Raw genomic sequence first — 23,297 nt, 5'->3', positions numbered from 1 at the left:
ACCGGCGGCCGGGTCGGTACGGATCCGGGCGCCGGTCGTCCTTCCGGGTCAGTCGTCCAGCAGTTGGGCGCGCAGCCGCTCGCGGACCTCGGGGGTGAGGCGGAGGCCCTCGGTCAGGTACGTCTCCGTGGAGCCCCAGGTCTGGGTGATGGCGTCGAAGGCGGCCGTGAGGTAGTCGGTGTGCGCGCCGAAGAGCGGCGACAGCAGCTCCATGACCTCGGGGGACATGCCGACGGCCGAGTTGTCCGAGCGGCGGATCTTGTAACGCCTGCTGGGGTCGTTGGACTTGAGGTAGTCCTGCTCGATCGCGTCCCGTTCCACGCCGATGGCCAGCAGCGTCACGGCGATGGACAGGCCCGCGCGGTCCTTGCCCGCCGCGCAGTGCATCAGCGCGGGGACACTGTCGTCGGCGAGTGCGCGCAGCAGGCGGCTGTGGTCATCGGTGCGGGTGGTGATGATGTGGCGGTAGGACTTGGCCATGCGGGCCGCGGCCTTGCCGTCGCCCAGCACGCGCCGCAGCTCGTCCAGTTCGCCGTCCCGCACCATGGTCCAGAATTCCGCGCCGTCGGCGGGGTCGGTGAGCGGGATGTTCACGTTCCGTACGCCGGGGAGCGTGACGTCGGGGCCTTCCAGCTTGATGTCCGAGGCATTGCGGAAGTCGAAGACGGTGTGCAGGCCGAGCCCGGCGAGGAATGCGGTGTCGGTTTCGGTCGCGTGCGCGAGGTGGCCGCTGCGGAACAGGCGCCCCTGCCGTACCCGACGCCCGTCCACGGTCGGCAGCCCGCCCACGTCGCGGAAGTTGCGCACCTCCGTGAGCGGGAAATCGGCCGGTGGGACCTGCGGCGTCTGCGTCACGGGCGCTCCTCGGGATCGGCGGCCGACGCTGTTCGCCGGCGGGCGGGGCCACCTTCGACCCTACGACACCGGTGCCCTGGGCAATCAAGCCGTAGCGTGCGGTAATTCGATGATGATCCGGAGTCGATTGACGACTTTCGGTGACCGATCCGTATTCCGACTTGAAGAGAATTTGACCAGGTGGCATTAATCACCACCCGTCAACCCCTGGTTACGGTGGCGTAAGTCACTTCTCAAGGTGAAGTATGTCCTGACGTGGCAGACGATTCGAAAAACATCAGCAGCGGCGCCCTGCGCGCCATCGGGTCGTACGCAGCCGTCGGGGACAGCTTCACCGAGGGAGTCGGGGATCCCGGCCGTGACGGGGCGTACATCGGTTGGGCGGACCGGCTCGCGGTCCTCCTCTCGGACCAGCGTGCCGAGGGCGACTTTCGCTATGCGAATCTCGCCGTCCGCGGCCGGCTCCTGGACCAGATCATCGAGGAGCAGGTGCCCAGGGCCAAGGAGTTGGCCCCCGAGCTGGTGACGTTCTGTGCCGGCGGGAACGACATTCTGCGGCCGGGTTCCGACCCCGACGCGGTGGCCGAGCGGTACGAGGCGGCCGTGGCGGACCTGCGCGAGTCGGTCGGCGCGGTGCTGCTGTGCACCGGCTTCGACACCCGCGGCATCCCCGTCCTGAAGCACCTGCGCGGCAAGATCGCGACTTACACCGCGCACGTACGCGCCATCGCCGACCGGCACGACTGCCCGGTTCTCGACCTGTGGTCGCTGAAGTCGGTGCAGGACCGGCGGGCCTGGAGCGACGACCGGCTGCACCTGTCCGCCGACGGGCACACCCGGGTCGCGCTGCGCGCCGGGCAGGTGCTCGGGCTCCAGGTGCCGGCCGAGCCGGACCAGCCGTGGCCCCCGGAGGCGGAGCGGTCTGCCGCCGAGGCGCGGCGGGACAACATCCACTGGGCGCGCGAACACCTCGTGCCGTGGATCGGCCGCCGGCTGCGCGGCGAGTCCTCCGGTGATCACGTCGAGCCGAAGCGGCCAGACCTGCTTCCGCTGTGACCGGTGGGGGCCGCACTCCGTAGCCGCCCGCCCCTGCCGCGGCACCCGGGGCGGCCATCCGCCCGTGCCGCCGCGTGCACCGTCCGAGGTCCCGACTCCCGTCACCGGGGGCCGGGGCCTCAGTCGTCGGTGGCCGCGTAGGGCAGATCCGCCCACACCACGCGACCGCCGCCGGGATCGGGCCTGGTGCCCCAGTTTTCGGACAAGGCGCCGACGAGGAACAGCCCTCGGCCGCACTCCTTGTCCACGCTGCCCGGTTGTACCTGTGGGGCTGATATGCCCCCGCCGCCCTCGTCCGTGACGGCTATCCGGACGTGCGCGCCGAAGAGCGTCAGCTCGCAGCCGACCTTCTCGCTTGCGGTGTGCCGCAGTGCGTTGGTGAACAGCTCGGACATCACCAACTCCACGTCGTCACGCACGTGTTGGTCCGCGCCCCATTCCTGAAGCAGCGCGGTGACGCGTCTGCGCGCCTCGGGCACGGACGTGCGTCGCGCCGGCAAATGGAACGCGTCCTGGGGGTGCTCGGCGACGAAGCCGCCACAGCGCCCTAACGAAGGAGCGTTGTTGGAGGAAGCCACGTCGTAACTATGTGCGATGTTGGTCACCGATGGCAAGGATCATTCTGCAAATTACAGAATCGTAAGTGCAGCCTGTTCGACGTACTGACGGCATGACACACTGCTGACCAGTGAAGCTGGTTGGAGGGATCAGACGTGGCGGAAGCACGGTCGGCCGGGGCGCCGACCGTCCTGCGGGTGGTGCTGGGAAAGCGACTGCAGGACCTGCGCGAGAAGGCCGGACTGTCCTACGAACAGGCAGCCAAGGCCCTCGATGTCACCCACGCGACGATACGGCGCATGGAGAAGGCCGAGGTCGGCCTCAAGATCCCGTACGTGGAGAAGCTGCTGGCGACCTACGGCGTCCGTGACGACGACGAGATCGCCGGGTTCCTCTCCCTCGCGCGGGAGGCCAACCGCCCCGGCTGGTGGCACAACTTCCGCGACGTGCTGCCCGACTGGTTCAGCGCCTACGTCAGCCTCGAAAGCGAGGCGAACCTCATCCGGGCCTACCAGCCCGCCTACGTACCCGGCCTGTTGCAGACCGAGGACTACGCGCGGGCGGTGCTCAGGGCCGGCATGCCGCACGCGCCCGGTGCGGACATCGACCGGGCGGTGGCGCTGCGCAGGGAGCGGCAGTCGCTGCTCACCCGCGAGAACGCGCCGATGCTGTGGGTGGTCATGGACGAAACCGTGCTGCGCCGCCCCATCGGCGGCCCGAAGGTGATGCACGGCCAGATCAGCCGGCTGATGGAAGCCACCGCGCTGCCCAACGTCCGCCTTCAGATCATTCCGTTCGCCGCGGGCCCGCACCCCGCGATGTACGGACCGTTCCACATCTTCCGGTTCCCGATCCCCGAACTCCCCGACATCGCCTACACGGAGAGCCTCGTCGGGGCCGGGTATTTCGATCAGCGCAACGACGTCTCGCAGTTCCTGGAGGCCCTGGACCGGATGTGCGCGCAGGCCGCGCCGGCCCACACCACCGAGGCCATTCTGGGTGGCTTTCGCAAGGAGATCTGAACCATGGATCGCATAGGCATCTACAACGGCATGCCCGCCAAGGAACTGGGCAGCGACGGCTGGCACAAGCCCTGGAGCGGCGGCAACGGCGGCGAATGCGTCGAGGCCATGCGATTGGGGGACGGACGGGTCGCGCTGCGCCAGTCGACCGACCCGGACGGCCCCGCGCTGATCTACACCCACCGGGAGATCGTCAGCTTCATCGAGGGCGCGAAGGCCGGGGACGCCGACTTCCTGCTCTCCGCGGCGCCCGGCCGGCACAGCGAACAGAGGACGGTATGAGCGAACAGGACATCGCCGCCGGGCCGTTGAGCCCGCTGCTGCCCGAGGGCGCGGACCACGCGGGCTTCACGGCCGACGAGATCGACACCAGCAGGCCGCACCCGGCCCGGATGTACGACTACTACCTCGGCGGCCGGGACAACTACGAGGTCGACCGGCTCGCCGCTGACCGCGTCATCGAGGTCCACCCACAGGTCCGGCTCAGCGCCCGCGCCAACCGCGACTTCCTGCGGCGCGCGGTACGCGGCCTGGCAGCCGACGGCATCCGCCAGATCATCGACATCGGCACCGGCATCCCCACCTCGCCCAGCACCCACGAAGTGGCCCGCGGGACGGCCCCTGGCACCCGCGTCGTCTACGTCGACAACGACCCGATCGTCGCCACCCACGCCGAGGCCCGGCTGACCGGCACCCCGCACACCGGCTTCGTCCTGGGCGACGTCCGCGACCCCCGGGCGATCCTGGAGCACCCGACTGTCCGCGAGCTGATCGACTTCGACCGGCCCGTCGCGCTGCTGCTGCTCGCCGTGCTGCACTTCGTCCGGGACGACGAGGACCCGGCCGGCATCGTCGCCACCCTCGCCGACGCGCTCCCCGCCGGCAGCCATCTTGTCCTGTCGCACGCCACCGGCGAGCCCTACGAGGCGTTCCCCGGCGGACGCACGGACGTCCGGGCGCGCGACGGCGTCGTCAACGTCTACAAGACCGCCACCGCCACCCTCAACCTCCGCACCAAGGCCGAAGTCGAGCCGCTCTTCGGGCCTTTCACCCTCCTGGAGCCCGGTGTGGTGCGGGTGCCGCTGTGGCGTCCCGACGGCGCGCTCCCCAGCGCGGGGGAGCTGAACAACACCATCTTCTACGGCGCGGTGGGCCGGAAGGACTGACCGTCCGGGGCGGCTTCCGGGTGCGGCTCGCCGCCGTCCAGCGTCGCCCGCAAGGTGCCGGGGTCGGCCAGCGCCGCGTGGGTGCCGTGCGCGGTGCAGGCGTACGCGCCCGCCGCCGCGCCACGGCGCGCGCACTCGTCGAGGCTCAGCCCGGCCAGCCGGCCGTAGAGGAAGCCGCTGGCGAAGGCGTCGCCCGCGCCGTTGCTGTCGACGACGGGTCCTGGCGGCACGGCGGCCGGGACGTGCCGGGGCGAGCGGTCGTCGCGGGCGAGGAGATACGCGCCGCCGGCCCCGGCCGTGGCGACCACCGCCTCGGCGCGCCCGTCGTGCAGGATCTCCCGCATCACAGGACCGATCCGCTCGCCCGCCCCCGCCGTACTGAGGAACACCAGGTCGGAGCGGAGTGCGAACTCCCGGTGGTGGGTGGTCAGTCCGTCCCAGTCGTGCAGGTCGGTGGAGACGGGCAGCCCCAGCGCGGCGATGTCGTCGTAGAGGAAGCGGGCGAAGTGTGTGATGGACAGGTGGACGTGCCGGGCGCGCCGTAGCGCGGGCAGATAGTGCTCGGGCGGCATCCGGAGGTCGTCCGGGTCGCGGCTGTCGTAGAAGGAGGTGCGGCGTCCGTCCGGCGCCACCAGGTTGACCGCGCGGCGGGTGCCGTGCGGAGAGATCAGTGGCCGGAAGTCGACGCCGGCGCCGGCCAGTCGTTCGCGGACCAGCGCGCCCGGAGCGTCGTCGCCGATGAAGTCCACGAACCCGGTGCGCAGTCCGAGCGCGGCGCAGCCCAGGGCCACGCCGGTGCCGGTGTGGCCCGCCCATTCCCGGACCGGCGGCACCGCGTAGGAATCGGCGGCCGGCACCGGCAGCGCGCCGACCCGCACCAGGGTGTCCACCCCCGATCCGCCGATGACCAGGACGTCGTAGGGTTCGGTTCCCGTCTGAAGTGTCACCTGGTTCCTCCGAGGTTGCCCCGGCCTTCAGGCCGAGGAGGAATCGGCCCCCTGCGAAGCAGGTCAGAGGGAGAGGGGGCATCGCAGAGGTGGTTCGTCGTCAGGTCGCCCCGATGGTGAGGCAACCCGGAATGATCGAGAAATCTCAACTGTCATACCTCCTGGGTAGGTTGAGGTTCATGGATACGCAAGCGCAGAGGGGTGAGGGTGCCGGGCACGCCCGGTACACCTATCGCTTGCGTGTGTCGTCGTCGGCCCGTGCGGCGCTGGAGGCTGAGTGGGACCGGTGCCGGTGGGTGTGGAACGAGTGCGTGGCACGGTCGAAGAAGGCCCACGCCGAGGGGGAGGAGTGTGGTCCGGCGCGGTTGGATCGGATGCTGACGGAGGCTCGCGCCCGTACGGTGTGGCTGCGTGGAGGCAGTTCGGTTCCGCAGCAGCAGCTCATACGCGACTTCGGCAGGTCTCGTGCCAAGGCCCTGGGGGACATCAAGGCGAGGTTGCCGATGCGGCAGCGGGCCGGGATGCCCAGGTACAAGAAGAAGCGCGCAGCGTTGCCGACGCTGAATTACACGCGGCGTGGGTTTCGGCTGAAGGGTGGTCGTCTGCATCTGGCGGGCGGTGTCGCCGTAACCGTGGTGTGGTCGCGGGAGCTTCCGGGGCCCCCTTCGTCGGTACGCGTGTACCGGGACGGTATCGGCCACTGGTACGTGTCCTTCGTGGTAGCGGCGGCGGTCGAGGAGATGCCTGTCACGGGCCGGGATATCGGCATCGACTGGGGTGTGAGGGAGACCGCGACCACCACATCCGACGACCATGACCTGCCCCACGCGCAGCACGGGAAGAGCGCTGCGCAGAAGCTTGTCCGCTATCAGCGGATGATGGCCCGCCGGAAGCCCCGGTGCGGTCAAGCGGCCTCGAAGGGGTACCGGGAGGCGAAGCGGCAGGCCGCGAAGCTGCACAAGAAGGTGGCCCGGCAGCGGGAGGACGCGGGGCGTAAGTGGGCCAAGGCCGTTGTCCGTGACCATGACCGGCTCGCGGTTGAGGACTTCCGCCCGAAGTTCCTCGCCAAGACCAGCATGGCCCGCAAGGCAGCCGACGCGGCAATCGGCGCGACCAAGCAAGCGTTGATCCACATGGCGCGCAAGCACGGCCGTGAGCTGCACCTCATACATCCCGCGCACACCACGATGGACTGTGCACGGTGCGGAGCGAGAACCAAGCACGCACTACCTCTTTCGGAGCGATCGTACGCCTGTACCGCGTGCGGGGCTGTCTCGCCCAGGGACGAGAACTCCGCTCGCGTGATGCTGGTCCGGGCTGGTCTCCACCCGGCTGGTGCTGATCGTGCAAGACCTGCCGGGCCGCCGGTCCGCAGGCAGCGTGAGCCAGGAATCCCCCTCCTTCAGGAGGGGGAGGATTCAAAGGCGTCCTTGCGTCCCTTGCTGGTGAGGCGATGGGCGGACGGCAGGCATCCGCAGGCCGGAGTCTAGACGCAGGGCGTCCCCGAAAAGGGACGTCGGAGGTGCGCGGGACGACAGGGGAGCGACAGATGTCCGAGAAGACATGTTTCAACGGTCCGCCGGACGGCCCCGGTGCGCGCCGAAGTAACGGAGTTGGCGCAAACCATCGTTGACACGGCCGCGCGCGGCGCAGCATCGCCCCCGTCTACACCCCGCCCGGCCTGCGGGGACGCGGCTACGCAGGGGCGGTGACCGCGGCCCTGTCGCAGCGTGCGCGGGACGCCGGGGTGGACACCCTGCTGCTCTTCGCGGACCTCGCCAACCCCACCAGTAACGCCCTGTACCGGCGTCTCGGCTACCGGCCGGTCGATGACCACCTGGTGCTGGAGTTCGACGGGGCGGGGCCGGGGGCCGGCTGACCTCCGGGGTGCCGGATCCGGCCGTTCCGGAATGCCCGCGCGGCTCGCGCCGTTGAGGGCCCAGGGAGAGGGTGTGGATGTCCGGGCGTCTCGTCACCGGGAGACGGGGCCGCGGAATCCGGTGTACCGGAACCCGCCGCCCGCGCGGTCCGTTCACTTCGCGACCGCCCTGACACTGGAGGTGCCGTGACCGCTTTCCGACCCCGCCGCACACCACGGAGTGCGCTGCGCCCCGCGAGCTTCGGCGCCGAGCCCACCGGCGAGCGGCTGGCCAGGATGCGCAGGTCACCGCAGTTCGTGGACGGGGAGTTCCGCAACCCGACGCCGCCCCGCCGCAATCCGCCGGGGTCGGCGCTGCCGATGGCCCGTACGCAGTTCAGCCGCGATGGCCGGCTGCGCAGAGCCCCGGTCGGCCGGATTCCGGTGCACGGCCCGGCCGTCGGCAGCCGGGGCGGACCGCCGGACTCCGGTCTGCGGGTCACCTGGATGGGCCATTCCAGCGTGCTCGCCGAGATCGACGGTGCCCGGGTGCTCTTCGACCCCGTCTGGGGCGAGCGCTGCTCGCCGTTCACCTGGGTGGGGCCCAAGCGGATGCATCCCGTGCCGATCGGCCTCGCGGAGCTGGATCCGGTCGACGTCGTGGTGATCTCGCACGATCACTACGACCACCTCGACATGCCGACGGTCCGGGCCCTGACCGCCACCGGCGCGCACTTCGTCGTCCCGCTCGGCATCGGCGCCGACCTGGAGTTCTGGGGCGTGCCCGCCGAGCGGATCACCGAACTGGACTGGCACGAGGCCACCCGCGTCGGCGGTCTGACCCTTACCGCCACCCCCGCCCAGCACTTCTGCGGCCGGGGGCTGCGCGGCCCGCAGCACACCCTCTGGGCCTCCTGGGTCGTCAGCGGCCCCGTGCACCGCGTCTTCCACAGCGGGGACACCGGCTACTTCCCCGGGTTCGCGGAGATCGGCGAACGGCACGGCCCCTTCGACGTGACCATGATCCAGATCGGCGCCTACAGCGAGTTCTGGCCCAAGGACCGCCCCACGGGCAAGCCGCTTCCGGGCCTGTGGCCTGACATCCACATGCCGCCCGACCAGGGCGTGCGGGCGCACCTGGACCTCCAGGGTGGGCAGCCGGGCGGCCTGATGCTGCCGATCCACTGGGGCACCTTCCCACTCGCCCCGCACCCTTGGGCGGAGCCCGCCGAGTGGACCATGTACGCCGCCCACGCGGTCGGCGTGGCCACCGCGGCACCGCGTCCCGGCGAGCCGTTCGAGCCCGCTCAGGAGCAGGTCGTGGATCCGTGGTGGCGTGCGGTGGCGGTGCCGCCCGTGCACGGGTGGCCGAGCTGGCCGCCGGCGGCGACGACCCGGCACGGATACCCCACGCCGGTCGTCACCGAGCGCCCCGCCCTGACCGAGGACGGCCTCGTGGCCGAGGCGTGAGGCCGTCCCTGGCGGTTCATGCCGTCGGGCGGGTGCCGTCGACGGCGATGCGCCGGCCGTAGCGCGAGTGCGGGTAGTAGTCCCAGACCGCGTGGTGCTGGACGCACCGGTTGTCCCAGAACACCAGGGTGCCTGGCTGCCAGCGGACCCGGCAGTGCAGCAGGTGCGTGCGCGCGATGTGCGCGTACAGCATCTCCAGCACCGCGTCGCTCTCGCCGCGGGACAGCTGCACGATGTGCGAGGTGTAGGGGCCGTTGACGAAGAGGAGTTTGCGGCCGGTCTCGGGGTGGCGGACCACGACCGGGTGTTCGTTCCGCGGGATCTCGTAGCCGGCCGGCGGGGTCTGTCCCTTCCAGGGCAGCGCACCGTCGTGGACGGCGGTCAGGCCCTCAAGGAACGTCTTCATCGCCGGGGAGAGCATGTCGTAGGCGAGGTGCATGTTGGCGAACAGGGTGTCGCCGCCGCTGCCCGCCTCGGGGATGCGGGTGAGGTGGAGCATGGACCCGAGCGAGGGCTCGGCGTCCGCGGTGCCGTCGGCGTGCCACCCGTTGCCGGCGACGGCCCGCGAGTCCTTGTCGGCGCTGATCTCCAGGATGTACGGGTCGGAGCCGTCTACGGGGGCGGCGACGGGGTGCAGCGGGCCGAAGAGCGCGGCGAAACGCTTGTGGTCCTCGTCGGTCAGCTGCTGGTCGCGGAAGACCAGTACGTGATGTGCCAGGAAGGCCCGCTTGATGTCGGCGGTCTGTTCCGGGGTCAGTTCCTTGGTGAGGTCGAGGCCGGACACCTCCGCGCCCAGGACGGGGGTCAGCGGGTCGACGGTGAAGGACGTGCCGTCCTCCCTCGGGCGTGTGGTGAGGCGCTCGATGGCGTCGAGTGCGAACTGTTCCACGGTGGTTGTCTCCTTCGTGCGGGACGCGTGCGGTGGGGTGGTGGTCACAGGCCGTGGCCGTGGCCGGACGTGGTCAACTCCCGTCCGTGCGGGGCGTGTCCGCGTTGACGGCCTCGCTGACGTGCTTCACCTGGGGCTCCCGCACGATGTCGTAGTGGCCGGTCTCCAGGTGGTGCAGGCCCGACGGCCGGGGCAGCAGCGCCTCCCAGGCCGTGGCCTGAGCGTCGGGCGATCCCGGCGACGGCAGCCCAGGCGTGGGCAGTACGGCCAGCCACACCGTGCTCGCCGTGCGGCGCAGCCGCGGCAGCCGGTGGTCCGCCATGCTGTGCAGATTCGCGCGGCAGCACCGGGTGAGCCGGTCCGCGTACTGCCGTGCCTCGGCGCCGGGCGGGCCGCCGGTGTCCTGCCGGGCCAGTTCGTGGGCGAAGACCGTGCGGATCTGCTGCTCGTCGTAGCCGCCGAGTAGCGGGCCCGCGCCGGGCGGCGGCGGGTCGAGCAGGTAGACGTGGTCCACGGGCCGCGCGTCCGCCTCGGCGGTGGCCGCCATGGACAGGGCCACCCAGGCGCCGAACGACCAGCCGGCCAGGCGCCGTCGCCAGGTGCCGTGCGGGAAGCGGGCCTCCAGCGCCGCCTGGTAGCGCGCGGCGCGTTCGGCGAGGGTCCAGGAGGGCAGCCCGGGGTCGTGCAGCGCGGGGTCCGCGATCAGGCACACCGTCAGCCGGGGATCGAGGGCCGTGACCAGGGGCCGGTACGCCTGGATGTCGCCGCCCACGGGGTGCACCAGGCACAGCACGTCGCGGCCGGTGCCTTCCTGCCAGATCTCCAGCCGTACCGGATCGTCGTCCGGAGCCCCGGCGCGGGCCGCGGCACCGAGGTGTCCGCGTATCTCGTCGACGCTGACCCGGTGGCTGAACCGGGACAGTTCCAGCTCGATCCCGTACCGGTCGTGGATGTCCGTGATCAGTTCGAGGAACGCCAGGGAGTCGGCGCCCAGGTCGTACAGCGAGGCCGACGGGTCGAGGGAGTCCGTCCCCAGCAACCGGCACAGCAGGCCGGACAGTTCGTCGGCGGTCGGGACGGAGTGGTGAGCCGGGCTGTCGTGGGCCGGGCCCGAAGCCTCCGTGTCCGGAGCCGGGGCGGGTTCGGCCCGCTCGTAGAACGACCGGGCGTGGCCGAGGTCCGTGGTCGAGACCATCAGGTGCGGGAGTTGGCGCCGCAGCGCGTCCGCGAACACCCGCCGGCCCTCGTCGGTGGTCAGACCGACCGCCAGGTGGGCGCGGTGCCTGGTGTCGTGCGGCAGGGCGTTCCCGGCCATGCCCACGTCGCGCCAGATGTCCCAGTCGATGGCGATGCGGACGGTGTCGTCGGGCGGCCCTGGACGGTACTGGGCGAAACCGTCCAGGAGCCCGTTGGCGGCGGCGTAGTCGAACTGTCCGGTGCCGCCGTACCAGGCCGACATCGACGAGCAGTAGACGGCGTGGGCGGGGCGGTGCGTGGCGATGAGCTCTTCCATCAGCAGGGCACCGCGCAGCTTGGCGGCCGTCCCGTGCCGCATGGCGTCGGCGTCGCGCCGCACCAGCAGGGCACCGGAGGCGAGGCCGGCCGCGTGGACGATGCCGTCGATGGGCGGGCCGTTCCCGTCGATGCGGGCGCGTATCCGCTCGGGCGGCTCGGCGGCCAGGTCGGCCTCGATCAGCTCGACGCGGTCCGCCCAACGTGCCAGCGCTTGCGGCAGGTTGGCGCGCCTGGCCAGCAGGGCGACGCGGCAGTCCGTCGTCTCCAGCAGGTGCGCGGCGATGCTGCTGCCGATACCGCCGGTGCCGCCCAGCACGAGCCAGCAGCCCGCTTCGCCGCCGGACGGGCGGGGCCGCGGCGCGGGAGCCGTGACGGGCTGCGGTGTCGCGTGCCACCAGTATCCGGAGCGCAGCGCCAGCCGCCGGGGCAGCGCATCAGGGTCGTCTCCGGGCTCGCCGGCCGGCACGGACGCCAGTGCCGCGGCCCAGTCCGCGGGCCGTGAGGTCGGCAGGTCGAGCCAGTGCGCGGCCAGGCCGGTCTCCTGACGCGGTACGTCAACGGCCCCCGCGAGCAGGCCGAGTTCGGGACGCCCGACCGGGCCTTCGACCGGCTGGGCGCGGTGCGAAAGCCACCGGACGCGCGTCGCGGGTGCGGCTTCGGGGTTCTCGGCGAGTGCCCGCACCAGCGCGGCCGGGGTGTCGAGACACGCCCAGCGGGCCCGCGCGAGAGACGTGTCGCCGACCTCGCCCGTCACCGAGAGCGGCAGCGCGTGCAGCCAGTCGATACCGTCGGGCGCCGCCTCCCGCAGGGCGCGCAGCAGCAGGCCGAGCGAGGCGGCGTCGGCGGGATCGACGGTGTAGACGTCGTCGGCGCACCGGGCGAAGCCGTCGGCGGCGGTGACCTGGACCACCCGTCCGTACGCCGGTGCCAGGGCGTGCCAGTCGGTGGCATCGTCCTGGGTGGCGGTCATGACGGCCAGCGTCCGTGAACTCGCCTGATCCGTGACGGTGTTGGCCCGGCACAGCCGGGTCCAGGCGGGCTGGTGCAGCCAGCGGTCGCCGGGGAGCCTGTGTGCCTCGCCGGGCCCGTCCGGTGCGTGGGGCGCGGGCCGGGGGAAGTCGTGCTCGGACAGGTCGAAGGCGGGCGGCGGGAAGTCCCAGGGGGCCTGGGCGGGGCCGGCCGGCCACCGGACGGGGTGCCCTGCCGTCCAGGCGGCGGCCCGTTGTTCCGGGGTGAGGCCGGGACCGGTCGGCAGGCCGGGGCCTGGCGGCGCCTCGTCGTCGGGGGGTGCGGGGGTGCCGGTGGCGGTCCGCAGCCACGCGACGGCCGACGCGGCGTCGGGGCAGACGGCGGCGGCGCGCCACCGGTGCGCGGGACGGCCCGCCTGGAGGTGGCGCAGCACCTGTGCGTAACGCTCCGGGCGGATGCTCAAGTAGTCCGCGATGTGCGCCGCTTCGGCCCGCAGTCCCGCCTCGCTGCGGCTGGACAGGACGAGGCAGGGCACGGTGTCGAGGTCAGGCGCGGGGCGGTCCGGCGCGCCCTGTTCGAGGATCAGGTGGGCGTTGGTGCCGCCGATGCCGAAGCTGCTGACGGCCGCCACCCGCGGCCTGCCGGGCGGCCACGGAGCGGACCTGCCCGGTATGTGGAACGGCGCCGCGTCGTCGCCGATGTGCGGATTGAGGCGCCGGAAGCCGACGTTGGGTGGTATCCGGCCGTGGTGCACCGCGAGGACGGCCCGCACCAGCCCGACGACACCGGAGGCGGCGCCGAGGTGCCCGATCTGGCTCTTGACGGACGACAGCGCGCAGCGCCCGGACTCCGCAGGCCCGAACGCCTGGCGCAGGGCGCCCACTTCCACCGGGTCGCCCAGCCGGGTGCCCGTACCGTGCGCCTCCACATAGCCGATGTCGGCGCCGCTGCGTCCGCTGCGCTCCAGCGCGGTACGGATGACCTCGCGCTGCCCCGCGAGGGAGGGGGCGCTGTAACTCATCTTGTCGGCGCCGTCGTTGTTCAGGGCGGAGCCGGTGACGACGGCGTAGACGGTGTCCCCGTCGCGCCGGGCCTGCGAGAGCCGTTTCAGGACGACCACGCCGACGCCGCTGGCGCCGATGGTGCCGCCCGCGTCGTCGCTGAAGGGCCGGCAGTGGCCGTCGGGGGAGAAGACGTGCTGCGGCCGGTAGGTGTAGCCGTCGCGGAGCCGGGTGTCGACCAGGACTCCGCCGGCGAGCATGACGTCGGCGTCGCCCTGCCGCAGCAGCCCGGCGGCGATGTGGACGCCGGCCAGTGAACTGGTGCAGGCGGCCTGCACGGTGAGCGCCGGGCCGGTGAGTCCCAGATGGAACGCGGCCTTGGTGGCGAGGAAGTCCTTGTCGTGGTGGAGGGCGAGCTGGAAGGAGTCGGGCAGCGCCGCCGGGTCGCCCTCGCGCAGCATCGTCTGGAAGTACGTGTTCTCGCCGCACCCGGCGACGAGTCCGACGCGCCGTGGCGCCGGATCGGCGATACCGGCGTGCGCGAGCGCCTCGACGCAGCTCATCAGCAGGTGCCGTTGCTGGGGGTCCATCAGCCTGGCCTCCTGGCGGCTGATGCCGAAGTGGCCGGGGTCGAAGTCCAGCAGGCCGTCCATCTGGCTGCGGGCGCCCACCGTCCCGTCCGGGGCGTCGAAGTGCTCGATGCCCTCCGCGCCGGAGTCGATCAGGTCCCAGAAGGCGCCCAGGTCCCGGGCGCCGGGCAGCCGGACGGCCATGCCGATGACGGCGATCGGCTCGTTACCGGGGGCGGCGGGCGCGGGGACGGCCGCCGCCGCGTCGCCCGCGCGGGACCGGTCGTCGAGGAAGCGGCCCAGCGCCCGGATCGTCACGTGTGCGAACAGGTCGGGGATGGTGAAGTCCAGGCCGGGTTCGCCGACGCAGCGCAGGTGGAAGCGCATCAGGTCGAGGCTGGTGGCACCGGCGTCGAAGAAGCGCTGCTCGGGGGAGACGCGCCGGCCGGTGGCCGCGGTGAACAGCTCGGACAGGCGCGCCTCGTGCGCCGGGACGCCGGACACCCGCTCGGCGCCGACGGCGGTGCCCGGCTCCTCCGTGCTCGCCTCCAGCGCCGCCCTGCGGTCCAGCTTGCCGCTGGGGGTACGGGGCAGCGTGTGCAGGCGGCGGAAGCGGTGGACGCGCAGGTGGGCAGGGAGCAGCGCCGCGAGGTGGGCGCCGAGGTCAGGTGGCAGGGCCGCCCCGTCACGCCACTGGAGGCAGGCCACCAGCTGCCCGCCGTCGAGAACGACGACGGCCTGGACGACCCGGGGGTGGCGCAGCAACGCGGCCTCGATCTGGCCGGGTTCGACGCGCTGCCCGCTGATCTTGACCTGCTCGTCCTCGCGCCCCGCGTAGTGCAGCAGGCCCTGCCGGTCGAAGCGGGCGAGGTCACCGCTGCGGTAGTAGGTGCCGGCGTCCCCGGCGGCCGTGAACCGGTCCCGGTTGAGCGCGGCGTCACCGACGTAGCAGGGCGCGGCCATGGGGCCGCCGATGAGCAGGTGGCCCGTGCGGCCGGGCGGCAGGGGCTGTCCGGCGTCGTCGACCACCCGGAGGTGCGCGTGCGCCACCGGGCGGCCGATGGCGGGGCGGTCCGGCCAGCGTGCGGGGTCGCCGTCCAGGCACAGTCCGCTCACCACGTGCGTCTCGGTCGGCCCGTAGTGATTGCACAGCCGCGCGCCGGGCAGCCCGGCGAACCAGCGGCGGATCGCGTCGGTGCACACCAACTGCTCGCCCGCGGTGACCACTTCCCGCAGCCGCGACGGGTAGCGGCCCAGCCGCAGGCCGTGCTCGGCGAGCAGGTTCAGGGCCACGTACGGCAGGAAGACGCGTTCGACGGCGGCGGTCTCCAGCTGTTCCAGGAGGGCGGGCACGTCCTGGCGCAGGCCCGGCCGGATCAGATGCAGCAGACCGCCGCCGCACAGGGTGGTGAAGATTTCCTGGAAGGACACGTCGAAGGACAGCATCGCGAACTGCTGGGTGACGGCGGGCCCCTTGAGGCCGCCCTCTTCGGCCTGCCACGACAGCAGGTTGCACAGGGTCCGGTCGGGCACCTGGACACCCTTGGGCGTGCCCGTGGAGCCGGAGGTGAACAGGATGTACAGCGGTCGCAGGCCCTGGTGGGGCTCATGAGCCTGCGGGGCGGGCGGATCCTGCGGCAGGGCGACCGGGTGGCGCGGCAGATCCGCACCTGCGACGGCGTCGATGGCGGAATCCGCGCCAGGCGACAGCAGCACGCAGAGCGGTTCGACGCGCCCGAGCACCTGCCGCAGCAGCGCCGGCGGATAGGACGGGTCGAGCGGCACCGCGGTCACGTTGAGGCGGGCCAGCGCGAGCAGCGCCACCACGTGCTCGACGGACGGCGGCAGGTGCAGCGCCACACAGGCGGGCGCTTCAGCGGCCGGCAGCGGGTACCGGGTGCGCAGCTCGGCGGCCAACACCGCTGCCTGCGCGTCCAGTTCGCGGTAGCTGAGCGTGCGGTCGCCGCAGGTCACCGCGGGGGCGTGTGGGGTGCGCCGCACCTGGCGGGCGAAGCCGTCGGCCACGGTGGTGAAGGCGGGTGTGCCCGGCGTACCGCGGCCGGGGTCGGCGAGCGCACCCCGGTAGGGGGCCACGACGTCGGCGAGGGTGCCGCCACCGCCCGCGGCCAGCCGGTCGAGCCCCTGGACGAACAGGTCCGCGAGGGACTCGATGTCCGCGGGGCCGAAGTGGTCGTCGGCGTACTCCCACAGGCAGTCGATGCCGTCCTCGTGCTCGACCACGGACAGCGTCAGCGGGCACTTGGCCTCGGCCGGCTGCAGGAACTCCGGACGGCTCTCGCAGCCCGCCAGCGCCAGCGCCCCGAAGTCGGTGTTCTCCAGGACGAACAGGAAGTCGAAGGGCGCCCCTCCGGTGCGGGTGCCCCGGCCTTCCAGGACGTCGGCGAGCCCCACGTCCTGCCGGTCAAGCACCGTCTGCACACCGGCCGACAACTCCCGTACCTGAACGCCGAGTTCGGCTCCCGGGTCGAGGGTGACCGGCAGCAGCACGGTGTTGGCGAACATGCCGACGCTGGACTCGAAGTCGGGCAGCGGCCGTCCGGCGACCGGGGCGGCGATGACGGGACGGGTCTGCCCGGTGACGCCGTACAGGCTCCATGCGTACGCGCTGAGCAGCACGTGGAAGCGGGTCAGGCCCAGTTCGGCGGTCAGCCGGTCCAGGGCCGTGCGCCGCGCCGGGCCGAGCGAGGTGCGCACCAGGCGGGCCACAGGGTGCCCCGCGGTGTGCAGCGGCTCCAGGGCGGGGGAGGCGGGCGACAGTCCTTCGTAGTACGCCCGCAGCTCCTCGCGCTGGGTGCGGTAGGCGTCGTGCGTGTGCCAGCCGGCCTGCCAGAGTGCCAGGTCGAGCGGTGTGGGGGCGCCGCCGTCCGCCGCCGGTCCTGCTTCCGGCTCCGCACCGTCGCACAGGGCCGCGGTGTAGCCGGTGGACAGGTCGCGGAACAGGACGTTGAGCGACCAGCCGTCGACGGCGATGTGATGCAGGTACAGCAGCAGCGTCCCGCCGCCGTCCCGCGGCAGCAGGCCCGCTCTGAGCATCCGGGGATCGGCCAGGTCGAAGGGCGCGCCCGCCAGTTGACGGGCCGCCGCCTCCTCGTCCGCTCCGTCGGCGGACCCGAGCGGCTGCCACGGGTCGTACGGCTCGGCCACCCGCTGCACGAGCCCGCCGGCCGTGGCGGCGAACCCGGTGCGCAGCGCGGGATGGCGTGCGACCAGCTGCCGGAGTGCCCGGCGCAGCGCGGGGACGTCGAGGTCGCCGCTGACCCGGAAGGCGAGGGGCACGTCGTAGGCGCGGGAGTGCGGGGCGCGCTGCTGGAGCAGCCACAGGCGCTGCTGTTCGGCGGTGGCAGGTGCGCTGTCGCGACCGGCTTCGGGGGCGGGCAGCGGCGGGTGGACGCGGTCGCCCGCGGCGCGGCCCGCCGCGACGGCGGCGGCCAGCGCGGCGAGATCGGAGCCGAGCACCACCGACTGCGGCACGTCGCAGCCGTAGCGCCTGCGCACCTCGAAGCGGAGCCGCAGCGCCTTGATGGAGTCGCCGCCCAGCGGGATCCACCGGTCGTCGGGCCGCAGGTCCGTGGTGCCGAGCACGGCACCTGCGAGGTCGAACAGCTCGCGCTGCCAGGGCGTGGTGCCGGTGTCCGCGCCACCGGCGGGCCGCCACGGAGCGCCGCCCCCGGACAGCAGCGCGTCCCGGTCGACCTTGCCGTTGGCGGTGAGGGGGAGCGCGTCCACGACGAACAGGTGGTGCGGGCGCATGTAGGCGGGCAGCCCGGCGGCCAGATGACGGTCGCACTGCTCGAAGGACAGCTCGCCGTCCGGGACGAGATGGGCCAGGAGTTCCTGGGCGCCCGCGGTGTCGCGGCGGGCGCAGACGTACGCCTGCCGGATCGCCGGGTGGGACTCCAGGCACCGCTCGATCTCACCCGGCTCGATGCGGAAGCCGCGCACCTTGACCTGCCGGTCGACGCGGCCCACGTACGTGAGCAGGCCCGCACCGTCCCGGCGCACGAGGTCGCCGGTGCGGTACCAGCGGGTGCGTCCCGCGTCGTGCCACGGCAGCGTCACGAAGCGGCGGGCCGTCTCGTCGGGCAGGTTGCGGTACCCGGCTGCCAGCCCGTCCCCCGACAGGTAGAGTTCCGCGATTTCCCCGGTCCGCGCCTGCCGGGTGCCGTCCGCGACGAGGAGCGCGCCGGTGCCCGGCAGCGCCTCGCCCAGCGGGACGACGTCGGCGTCGAAGTCACGCGGGACGGGATGGCACAGCGCGAACGTGGTGGACTCGGTCGGCCCGTAGACGTTGAACAGCCGGGTCGCGGACCTGGCCGCGTTGTGCCGGTACCAGCGGCCGACCGCACGGGCGTTGAGCTGCTCGCCGCCGATCAGGACCTGCCCCACCGAGGAGAAGCAGTCGGGCACCTCGTGGGTCACCGCGTTGAACAGCGCGGACGTCACGAACAGGGTGTCGACGGCCTCCCGGCGCACCGCCGCGGCCAGCGCGTCAGGCGTCTGCACGTCCGCGTCGGACAGGATCACGCAGCAGCCGCCGGTCAGCAGCGGCACCCATATCTCGAAGGTCAGGGCGTCGAAGGCGGGGTTGGACAGGCAGGCGTAGCGGGCGCCGTCGGGCAGGTCGAGGTAGCCCTCGCGGGCCAGCCGCAGGACACCGGCGTCCGGCACCTCAACTCCCTTGGGGCGCCCGGTACTTCCCGAGGTGTAGAGGAGGAGGGCGGTCGGGGTGCGCGCGGACGGTTCCGCCGGCACAGCGTCCGGTTCGGGCGGGAGGCCGCTGGGCTCGTCGGCGGAGGCCAGCAGCGCCGAGGCCGCGATTCCGGTGACGGCAGGGGGCAGCGCCTCCTGTGGTGCCGTGTCCTCGTGCACCAGCACCGTGGCGCCCGCATCCCGCAGCATGTGCGCCCGCCGCTCGGGCGGGCTCTGCGCGTCCAGGGGCACCACCACGGCGCCGGCCCGCAGCACGCCGAGCAGCACGCAGACCAACTGCAGGGAACGCGGCAGGCACACCGCGACGGACTGGCCGGGGCTGACCCCGTGGCGGCGCAGGGCAGCGGCGACCGCCGCGCTCAGCCGGTCGAGCCCGGCACGGTCGGTCACCCGCCCGCCGTCCACGATCGCGGGGGTGTGCGGCGCGCGCCGCAGCCCGGCGACCACCGCGTCCGCCAGTCTTGCCGCGGCCGGGGGAGGGGGCGTCTCGGGGGAGTGGCCGGTCATCGTGCCTCCCGGACAAGGGCGGTGGCGTCCTGCGGCGCGGGACGGGGCCCGGGTGGTGGCGGCGCGCACCGCGCCAGTTCCCGCTCGATCACGGCGGCGATCAGCGGCGTCCCGGCGCTCTCCAGCATTTCCCAGTGGTCGCAGTCCACCGGCTCCACGTCGTAACCGCCGTCGGCCCGCTCGCGCCAGAACGTCCGCACGGCGTCGGTGAACGTCTCGTCCGCGCCGCCGCCGACCGCCTGCAACAGCACCAGCCGCGCCGCCGAACGGGCGGGGACGTGCACGCGCGCCGTCATGCGGTTGTGGTTGTAGACGCGGAAGTACTGCTCGATCTGCGCGTCGTCGATGCCGGGGTACATGCCGTTGAAACGGACCAGCTTGTCGCGGAACTCGGCCATGTCCACCGGCGTGACGGCGGCGCGCTCGGCCGGGTCGTCGGTGGCCTGTGTGTCGAGCAGGACCACGCTGACGCCGGTCCTGCCCGCGGCGGCCAGCCGGCGCCCCATCTCGTGCGCGACGAGACCGCCGTAGGAGAGGCCGGTCAGCACCAACGGGCCGTCGCCCAGCGGCTCGATGAGCCGCAGATACGCCTCCGCCATGGCCTCGACGCTCGGCAGGAACGATTCGCCGGGGTTGATGCCCGGTGACTGTATGCCGTACAGACCGACGCTGTCCGGCAGCGCCTTGGCCAGGGACAGGTAGCAGAAGGCGGTCCCGCCGGCCGGATGCACGCACACCACGCGACGGCCGTCCGAACCGGCCCGGAACGCGATGAGGTTGCTCGAAGGCCGCCCGGCCGCGCCCCGCCTGATGAGCCCGCCGAGATCCTCGATGGTCGGGTGGAGCATGATGTCGCGGACCGCGACCGCCTCGCCGAGACGCTCCCGCACCCCGTGCGCCATCTTGATCGCGGACAGCGACGTGCCGCCCAGATCGAAGAAGCTGTCGCGGATGCCGATGTCGTCGGTCAGCAGGATCTCCTGCCACATCTGATAGAGGCCCAGCTCTATGTGGTCGCGCGGACTCGCCGTGTTGACCTGGGTGCTCGCCGTGGCGCGCGCCCGCTCCAGCAGGGCCGCCCGGTCGAGCTTGCCGCTGCGGTTGAGCGGCAGGGACGCCACCTCCACGAAGCGGGCGGGGATCATGTAGTCGGGCAGCCGCTCCGCCAGAAGGGCGCGCCATTCGTGCGGCGGGCGCGGGGCCGCGTCGCCCCTGCCGACACCGGCCACCAGGCGCAGCCGGCCGTCCGCCGCGCGGTCCGCGAGCACCGCCGCCTCCCGGACCCCGTCGAGCGCCAGGATCGCCGCCTCGACCTCGCCAGGCTCGATGCGGAAGCCGCGCAGCTTCACCTGGTCGTCCGTGCGGCCCAGGTACTCGGCGTTGCCGTCGGGCAGCCGCCGGGCCAGGTCACCGGTGCGGTACAGCCGCCCGCCGGGGACGAACGGGTCGGCGACGAACCGTTCTCCCGTCAGATCGGGCCGGTGCAGATAGCCCTGCGCCAGGCTCGCGCCGCCGAGGTACACCTCACCCGCGACCCCGGCGGGCACCGGCAGGAGACGGTCGTCCAGCAGATACATCCGCGTGCCGGGCAGCGGCCTGCCGATCGGGCACTGCCGCTCCAGCGGCTGCGGGTCGTAGTAGGCGGTGCTGTAGAGCGTGGCCTCGGTGGGGCCGTAGCCGTAACAGACGCGCAGCCCCGGCAGCTGCTGCGTCATGCGGTACAGCGCCATCTCGGGCAGCGACTCCACGCCGGTCAGCAGCCGCCGCAGACTCAGCCCCGCCAGGCGCCGCGCGGGATCCTCGTCGATCCACTTGATGTACGCGGGCGGCAGGAACGCCTGCCCGATCCGGTGCTCCCGCATCCACCCCAGCAGCGCCTCGGGGTCGCCCCGCAGCTCGTCGGGGACCAGGTGCAGGACGCCGCCCGTGGTGAGCGGCAGCAGCAGCTCGTGCACGGACGCGTCGAAGCCGATGCCGGACCACGCCGACGACGCCTCACCCGGCTCTGCCCCCATCCGGGCCGACCAGGTGTCGAAGAGGTTCAGGACGCTCGCCTGCGTCACCGCGACGCCCTTGGGGCGGCCGGTCGACCCCGACGTGTAGATCACGTAGGCCGGCTGTGAGGCCGGTATGCGCACGCCGGGTGCGTCCTCGCGGGTGGCCTCCGCCTCGACCGCGCGCAGGGAACGCCACGGACCCGGCCGCGCGTCCGGGTCACCGAGGTCGCTGAGGACGAGCGCGGGCGCCGCGTCTTCGACCATCGCGTCCAGCCGGGCTGCGGGCTGCGCCGGATCGAGCGGGAGCCAGGCGGCACCCGCCTTCAGGACCCCGAGAATCCCCACCACCAGCTCCGCGGTACGCCCCGCGTGCACGCCGACCACCTGTCCTGGCCCGGCGCCGCGGGCCGCCAGCGCGTGCGCGACGCGGTTGGCCCGCCGGTCCAGCTCCGCGTAACTGTGCCGGACGCCGCCGCAGACCAGCGCCGGTGCGTCGGGCCGCAGCCGTACCCCGTCCTCGAAACGCCGCACCAGACCGTCCGGGGCACAGGGCGCGTCCGGTACGGCGTCCGGGCGTCCGGCGTCCCAGTCCGCCACCAGCCGCCTGGTCTCCTCGTCGGCCATCAGCGGGAGGTCCGCGACGCAGGTGCCTGGCCGCTCGGCCATGGCCGCCAGCAGGTGGTGCAGGTACCGGGCGTACCGCTCGACCGTCGCCCGGTCGAACAGGGCGGATGCGTAGTCGAGATGGCCGACGACTCGCCCGTCGGTCTCCGTCAGCGACAGCGCCAGGTCGAACTTGGCGGCTGCGCCGGGGATGTCGAGCGGCTCCACCTCGATGTCCGGCAGGGCGAGCATCCCCTGCTGGTCGGAGACCCAGGCGCACATGGTCTGGAACAGCGGGGTGTGCGCGGGGCTGCGCGGCGGGTTGACCAGTTCCACGATGCGTTCGAAGGGCAGGTCCTGATGGTCGAGCGCGCCGCGGACGACCCCGCGCACCCGCTTCAGCGCGTCCGCCGCCGTCGGCGTGCCGGACAGGTCGACGCGCAGCGGGAGGGAGTTGACGAAGAAGCCGATCAGCCCCTTCACGTCACCGTGGCCGCGGTTGGCCGTCGGGGTGCCCACCACGATGTCGTGCTGCCCGGTCAGCCGGGACAGCAGCACCGACCAGCCGGTGAGCGCGGCGACGAACAGCGTGCCGCCCGACCTGCGCGCCACCGACTTGAGCGCCGCGGTGAGTTCCTTGTCCAGGCTGAAGCCGACGCGACCGCCGCGGTGGTCCTGCTCGGGCGGGCGTGGACGGTCGGTGGGCAGCGCGAGGAGGGCGGGCGCGCCGGCGAGGTGCTGCTGCCAGTACGTGGCCTGCGCGGCGGACTCGTCGCCCGTGGCCTCGGCCCGCTGCGCGCGGGCGTAATCGGCGTACTGGTGCTCCGGCGCCGGCAGCGGATCGGGGGCACAGCTCACCGACGCCGCGTAGCAGAGCCCCAGTTCGCGGTAGAACACCTCCATCGACCAGCCGTCGAAGACGGAGTGGTGCATCGTCAGCAGCAGGACGTGCTGCCGCTCGCCCATGACCAGGAGACGGGCCCGGCCGAGCGGCCCCCGGTGCAGGTCGAAGGGGGTGGTCAGCTCCTCGCGCTGCCGGGCGGCCAGCCGCTCTCCGGCGTCGGCACGGCCCGTGAGGTCCTCCACCACCAGCGCGAAGCCGGTCCCGGGCGGATCGATGTGCTGGAGCACCTCGCCCCCGACCTCGGCGAGCCGGGTCCGCAGCGTCTCGTGCCTGCGGACCAGCGCGTCGAGCGTCTGCCCGAGCACCTGCCGGTCGAGCGGCCCGCGCAGCCGGAAGGCCATCGCCTCGTTGTACGCCGCTCCGGCGCCCGGCAGTTGGGACAGGAACCACATGCGCTGCTGCGGGAAGGACGAGGGCGCCACCGCCGCAGGTGGGGCGGGGTCGGCCGGGAGAAGGGCGGACGGGCGGGAGGGAACGGGGTGGGGGGTGTGCGGAGACGGCAAGGCGTGTTCTTCCCCTCTGCGGAGAATGGGACGTTCGCGCAGACATCCGGCTGTCGGGGCGCGCGAAGTCGGGAAGGGGGTGGGGTGTCGGGTGTGCGGGGATGAGGGAGGAGCGGCCCGCCCGGACGGCTCCGGGAACGCTGGTCGGCGGACCGTTCAGGTCACCTGACGCCGACG

At 73.0% G+C, this 23,297-nt stretch carries 12 protein-coding genes and 1 pseudogene; 7 read left to right on the top strand and 6 right to left on the bottom strand.

Annotation, left to right across the window (positions count from 1 at the left end; all coding sequences use genetic code 11):
- Positions 1–48: 48 nt before the first annotated feature.
- Entirely contained in the window at positions 49–855 is an 807-nt protein-coding gene (locus tag ACGFNI_RS08000; protein WP_393681685.1) for a tyrosine-protein phosphatase, read from the bottom strand.
- Between the two features lie 255 nt (positions 856–1,110).
- Here ACGFNI_RS08000 and ACGFNI_RS07995 point away from each other — a divergent pair, with 255 nt between their 5' ends.
- Positions 1,111–1,911 (top strand): SGNH/GDSL hydrolase family protein, encoded by an 801-nt coding sequence (locus ACGFNI_RS07995; protein ID WP_393681684.1) that lies wholly within the window; start codon positions 1,111–1,113, stop codon positions 1,909–1,911.
- 119 nt (positions 1,912–2,030) lie between these two features.
- Here ACGFNI_RS07995 and ACGFNI_RS07990 read toward each other — a convergent pair whose 3' ends face one another.
- Positions 2,031–2,516, bottom strand: a complete 486-nt coding sequence (locus tag ACGFNI_RS07990) for an ATP-binding protein (protein WP_393681682.1) — start codon at positions 2,514–2,516, stop codon at positions 2,031–2,033.
- 108 nt (positions 2,517–2,624) lie between these two features.
- On the opposite strand from ACGFNI_RS07990, the gene ACGFNI_RS07985 reads away from it, so the two are divergent.
- From ACGFNI_RS07985 to ACGFNI_RS07975, 3 genes are read left to right on the top strand one after another with little or no spacing between them, the layout of a single operon-like run.
- Positions 2,625–3,491 (top strand): helix-turn-helix domain-containing protein, encoded by an 867-nt coding sequence (locus tag ACGFNI_RS07985; RefSeq protein WP_393681681.1) that lies wholly within the window; start codon positions 2,625–2,627, stop codon positions 3,489–3,491.
- A 3-nt stretch (positions 3,492–3,494) separates the two neighbouring features.
- The gene (locus ACGFNI_RS07980) at positions 3,495–3,773 is read left to right on the top strand and encodes a DUF397 domain-containing protein (RefSeq protein ID WP_393681679.1); all 279 of its coding nucleotides are present in this window, start codon (positions 3,495–3,497) and stop codon (positions 3,771–3,773) included.
- Positions 3,770–4,657: an SAM-dependent methyltransferase gene (locus ACGFNI_RS07975; RefSeq protein WP_393681677.1), complete on the top strand. Its 888-nt coding sequence runs from the start codon at positions 3,770–3,772 to the stop codon at positions 4,655–4,657. Before ACGFNI_RS07980 ends, ACGFNI_RS07975 begins: the two co-directional genes overlap by 4 nt.
- On the opposite strand, the gene ACGFNI_RS07970 is transcribed toward ACGFNI_RS07975, so the two are convergent.
- Positions 4,630–5,604 carry a carbohydrate kinase family protein gene (locus ACGFNI_RS07970; RefSeq protein WP_393681675.1) on the bottom strand — a complete coding sequence of 325 codons (975 nt, stop codon included), beginning with the start codon at positions 5,602–5,604 and terminating at the stop codon, positions 4,630–4,632. The genes ACGFNI_RS07975 and ACGFNI_RS07970 overlap by 28 nt on opposite strands.
- A gap of 179 nt (positions 5,605–5,783) precedes the next feature.
- On the opposite strand from ACGFNI_RS07970, the gene ACGFNI_RS07965 reads away from it, so the two are divergent.
- From ACGFNI_RS07965 to ACGFNI_RS07955, 3 genes and pseudogenes are all read left to right on the top strand, one after another.
- The gene (locus ACGFNI_RS07965) at positions 5,784–7,094 is read left to right on the top strand and encodes an RNA-guided endonuclease InsQ/TnpB family protein (RefSeq protein WP_393681674.1); all 1,311 of its coding nucleotides are present in this window, start codon (positions 5,784–5,786) and stop codon (positions 7,092–7,094) included.
- Positions 7,095–7,258: 164 nt separating this feature from the next.
- Positions 7,259–7,483 (top strand): annotated as a pseudogene (locus ACGFNI_RS07960) (GNAT family N-acetyltransferase); the annotation flags it as partial.
- Positions 7,484–7,669: 186 nt separating this feature from the next.
- A complete protein-coding gene (locus tag ACGFNI_RS07955) occupies positions 7,670–8,932 on the top strand; it encodes an MBL fold metallo-hydrolase (protein WP_393681672.1) in 1,263 nt (420 codons plus the stop codon).
- Between the two features lie 16 nt (positions 8,933–8,948).
- Here ACGFNI_RS07955 and ACGFNI_RS07950 read toward each other — a convergent pair whose 3' ends face one another.
- From ACGFNI_RS07950 to ACGFNI_RS07940, 3 genes are all read right to left on the bottom strand, one after another.
- The gene (locus ACGFNI_RS07950) at positions 8,949–9,821 is read right to left on the bottom strand and encodes a TauD/TfdA dioxygenase family protein (protein ID WP_393681671.1); all 873 of its coding nucleotides are present in this window, start codon (positions 9,819–9,821) and stop codon (positions 8,949–8,951) included.
- Positions 9,822–9,894: 73 nt separating this feature from the next.
- Complete coding sequence (locus ACGFNI_RS07945) at positions 9,895–19,113, bottom strand: amino acid adenylation domain-containing protein (RefSeq protein ID WP_393681669.1); 9,219 nt, start codon at positions 19,111–19,113, stop codon at positions 9,895–9,897.
- On the bottom strand, positions 19,110–23,009 hold the full coding sequence (locus ACGFNI_RS07940; protein ID WP_393682176.1) for an amino acid adenylation domain-containing protein: 3,900 nt from the start codon (positions 23,007–23,009) through the stop codon (positions 19,110–19,112). Before ACGFNI_RS07940 ends, ACGFNI_RS07945 begins: the two co-directional genes overlap by 4 nt.
- Between the last annotated feature and the right edge of the window lie 288 nt (positions 23,010–23,297).

The organism is Streptomyces sp. NPDC048644 (assembly GCF_043199105.1).
Lineage (GTDB): Bacteria > Actinomycetota > Actinomycetes > Streptomycetales > Streptomycetaceae > Streptomyces.
Note: the sequence above shows the minus strand (reverse complement) of the source record. Positions and strands in the feature narration are given on the sequence as shown.

Excerpts from the sequence above, each read along its gene's own strand:
- ACGFNI_RS07975 (WP_393681677.1), top strand. The coding sequence starts at position 3,770 with ATGAGCGAACAGGACATCGCCGCCGGGCCGTTGAGCCCGCTGCTGCCC.
- ACGFNI_RS07980 (WP_393681679.1), top strand. The coding sequence starts at position 3,495 with ATGGATCGCATAGGCATCTACAACGGCATGCCCGCCAAGGAACTGGGC.
- ACGFNI_RS07945 (WP_393681669.1), bottom strand. The coding sequence starts at position 19,113 with ATGACCGGCCACTCCCCCGAGACGCCCCCTCCCCCGGCCGCGGCAAGA.
- ACGFNI_RS07940 (WP_393682176.1), bottom strand. The coding sequence starts at position 23,009 with ATGTGGTTCCTGTCCCAACTGCCGGGCGCCGGAGCGGCGTACAACGAG.
- ACGFNI_RS07965 (WP_393681674.1), top strand. The coding sequence starts at position 5,784 with ATGGATACGCAAGCGCAGAGGGGTGAGGGTGCCGGGCACGCCCGGTAC.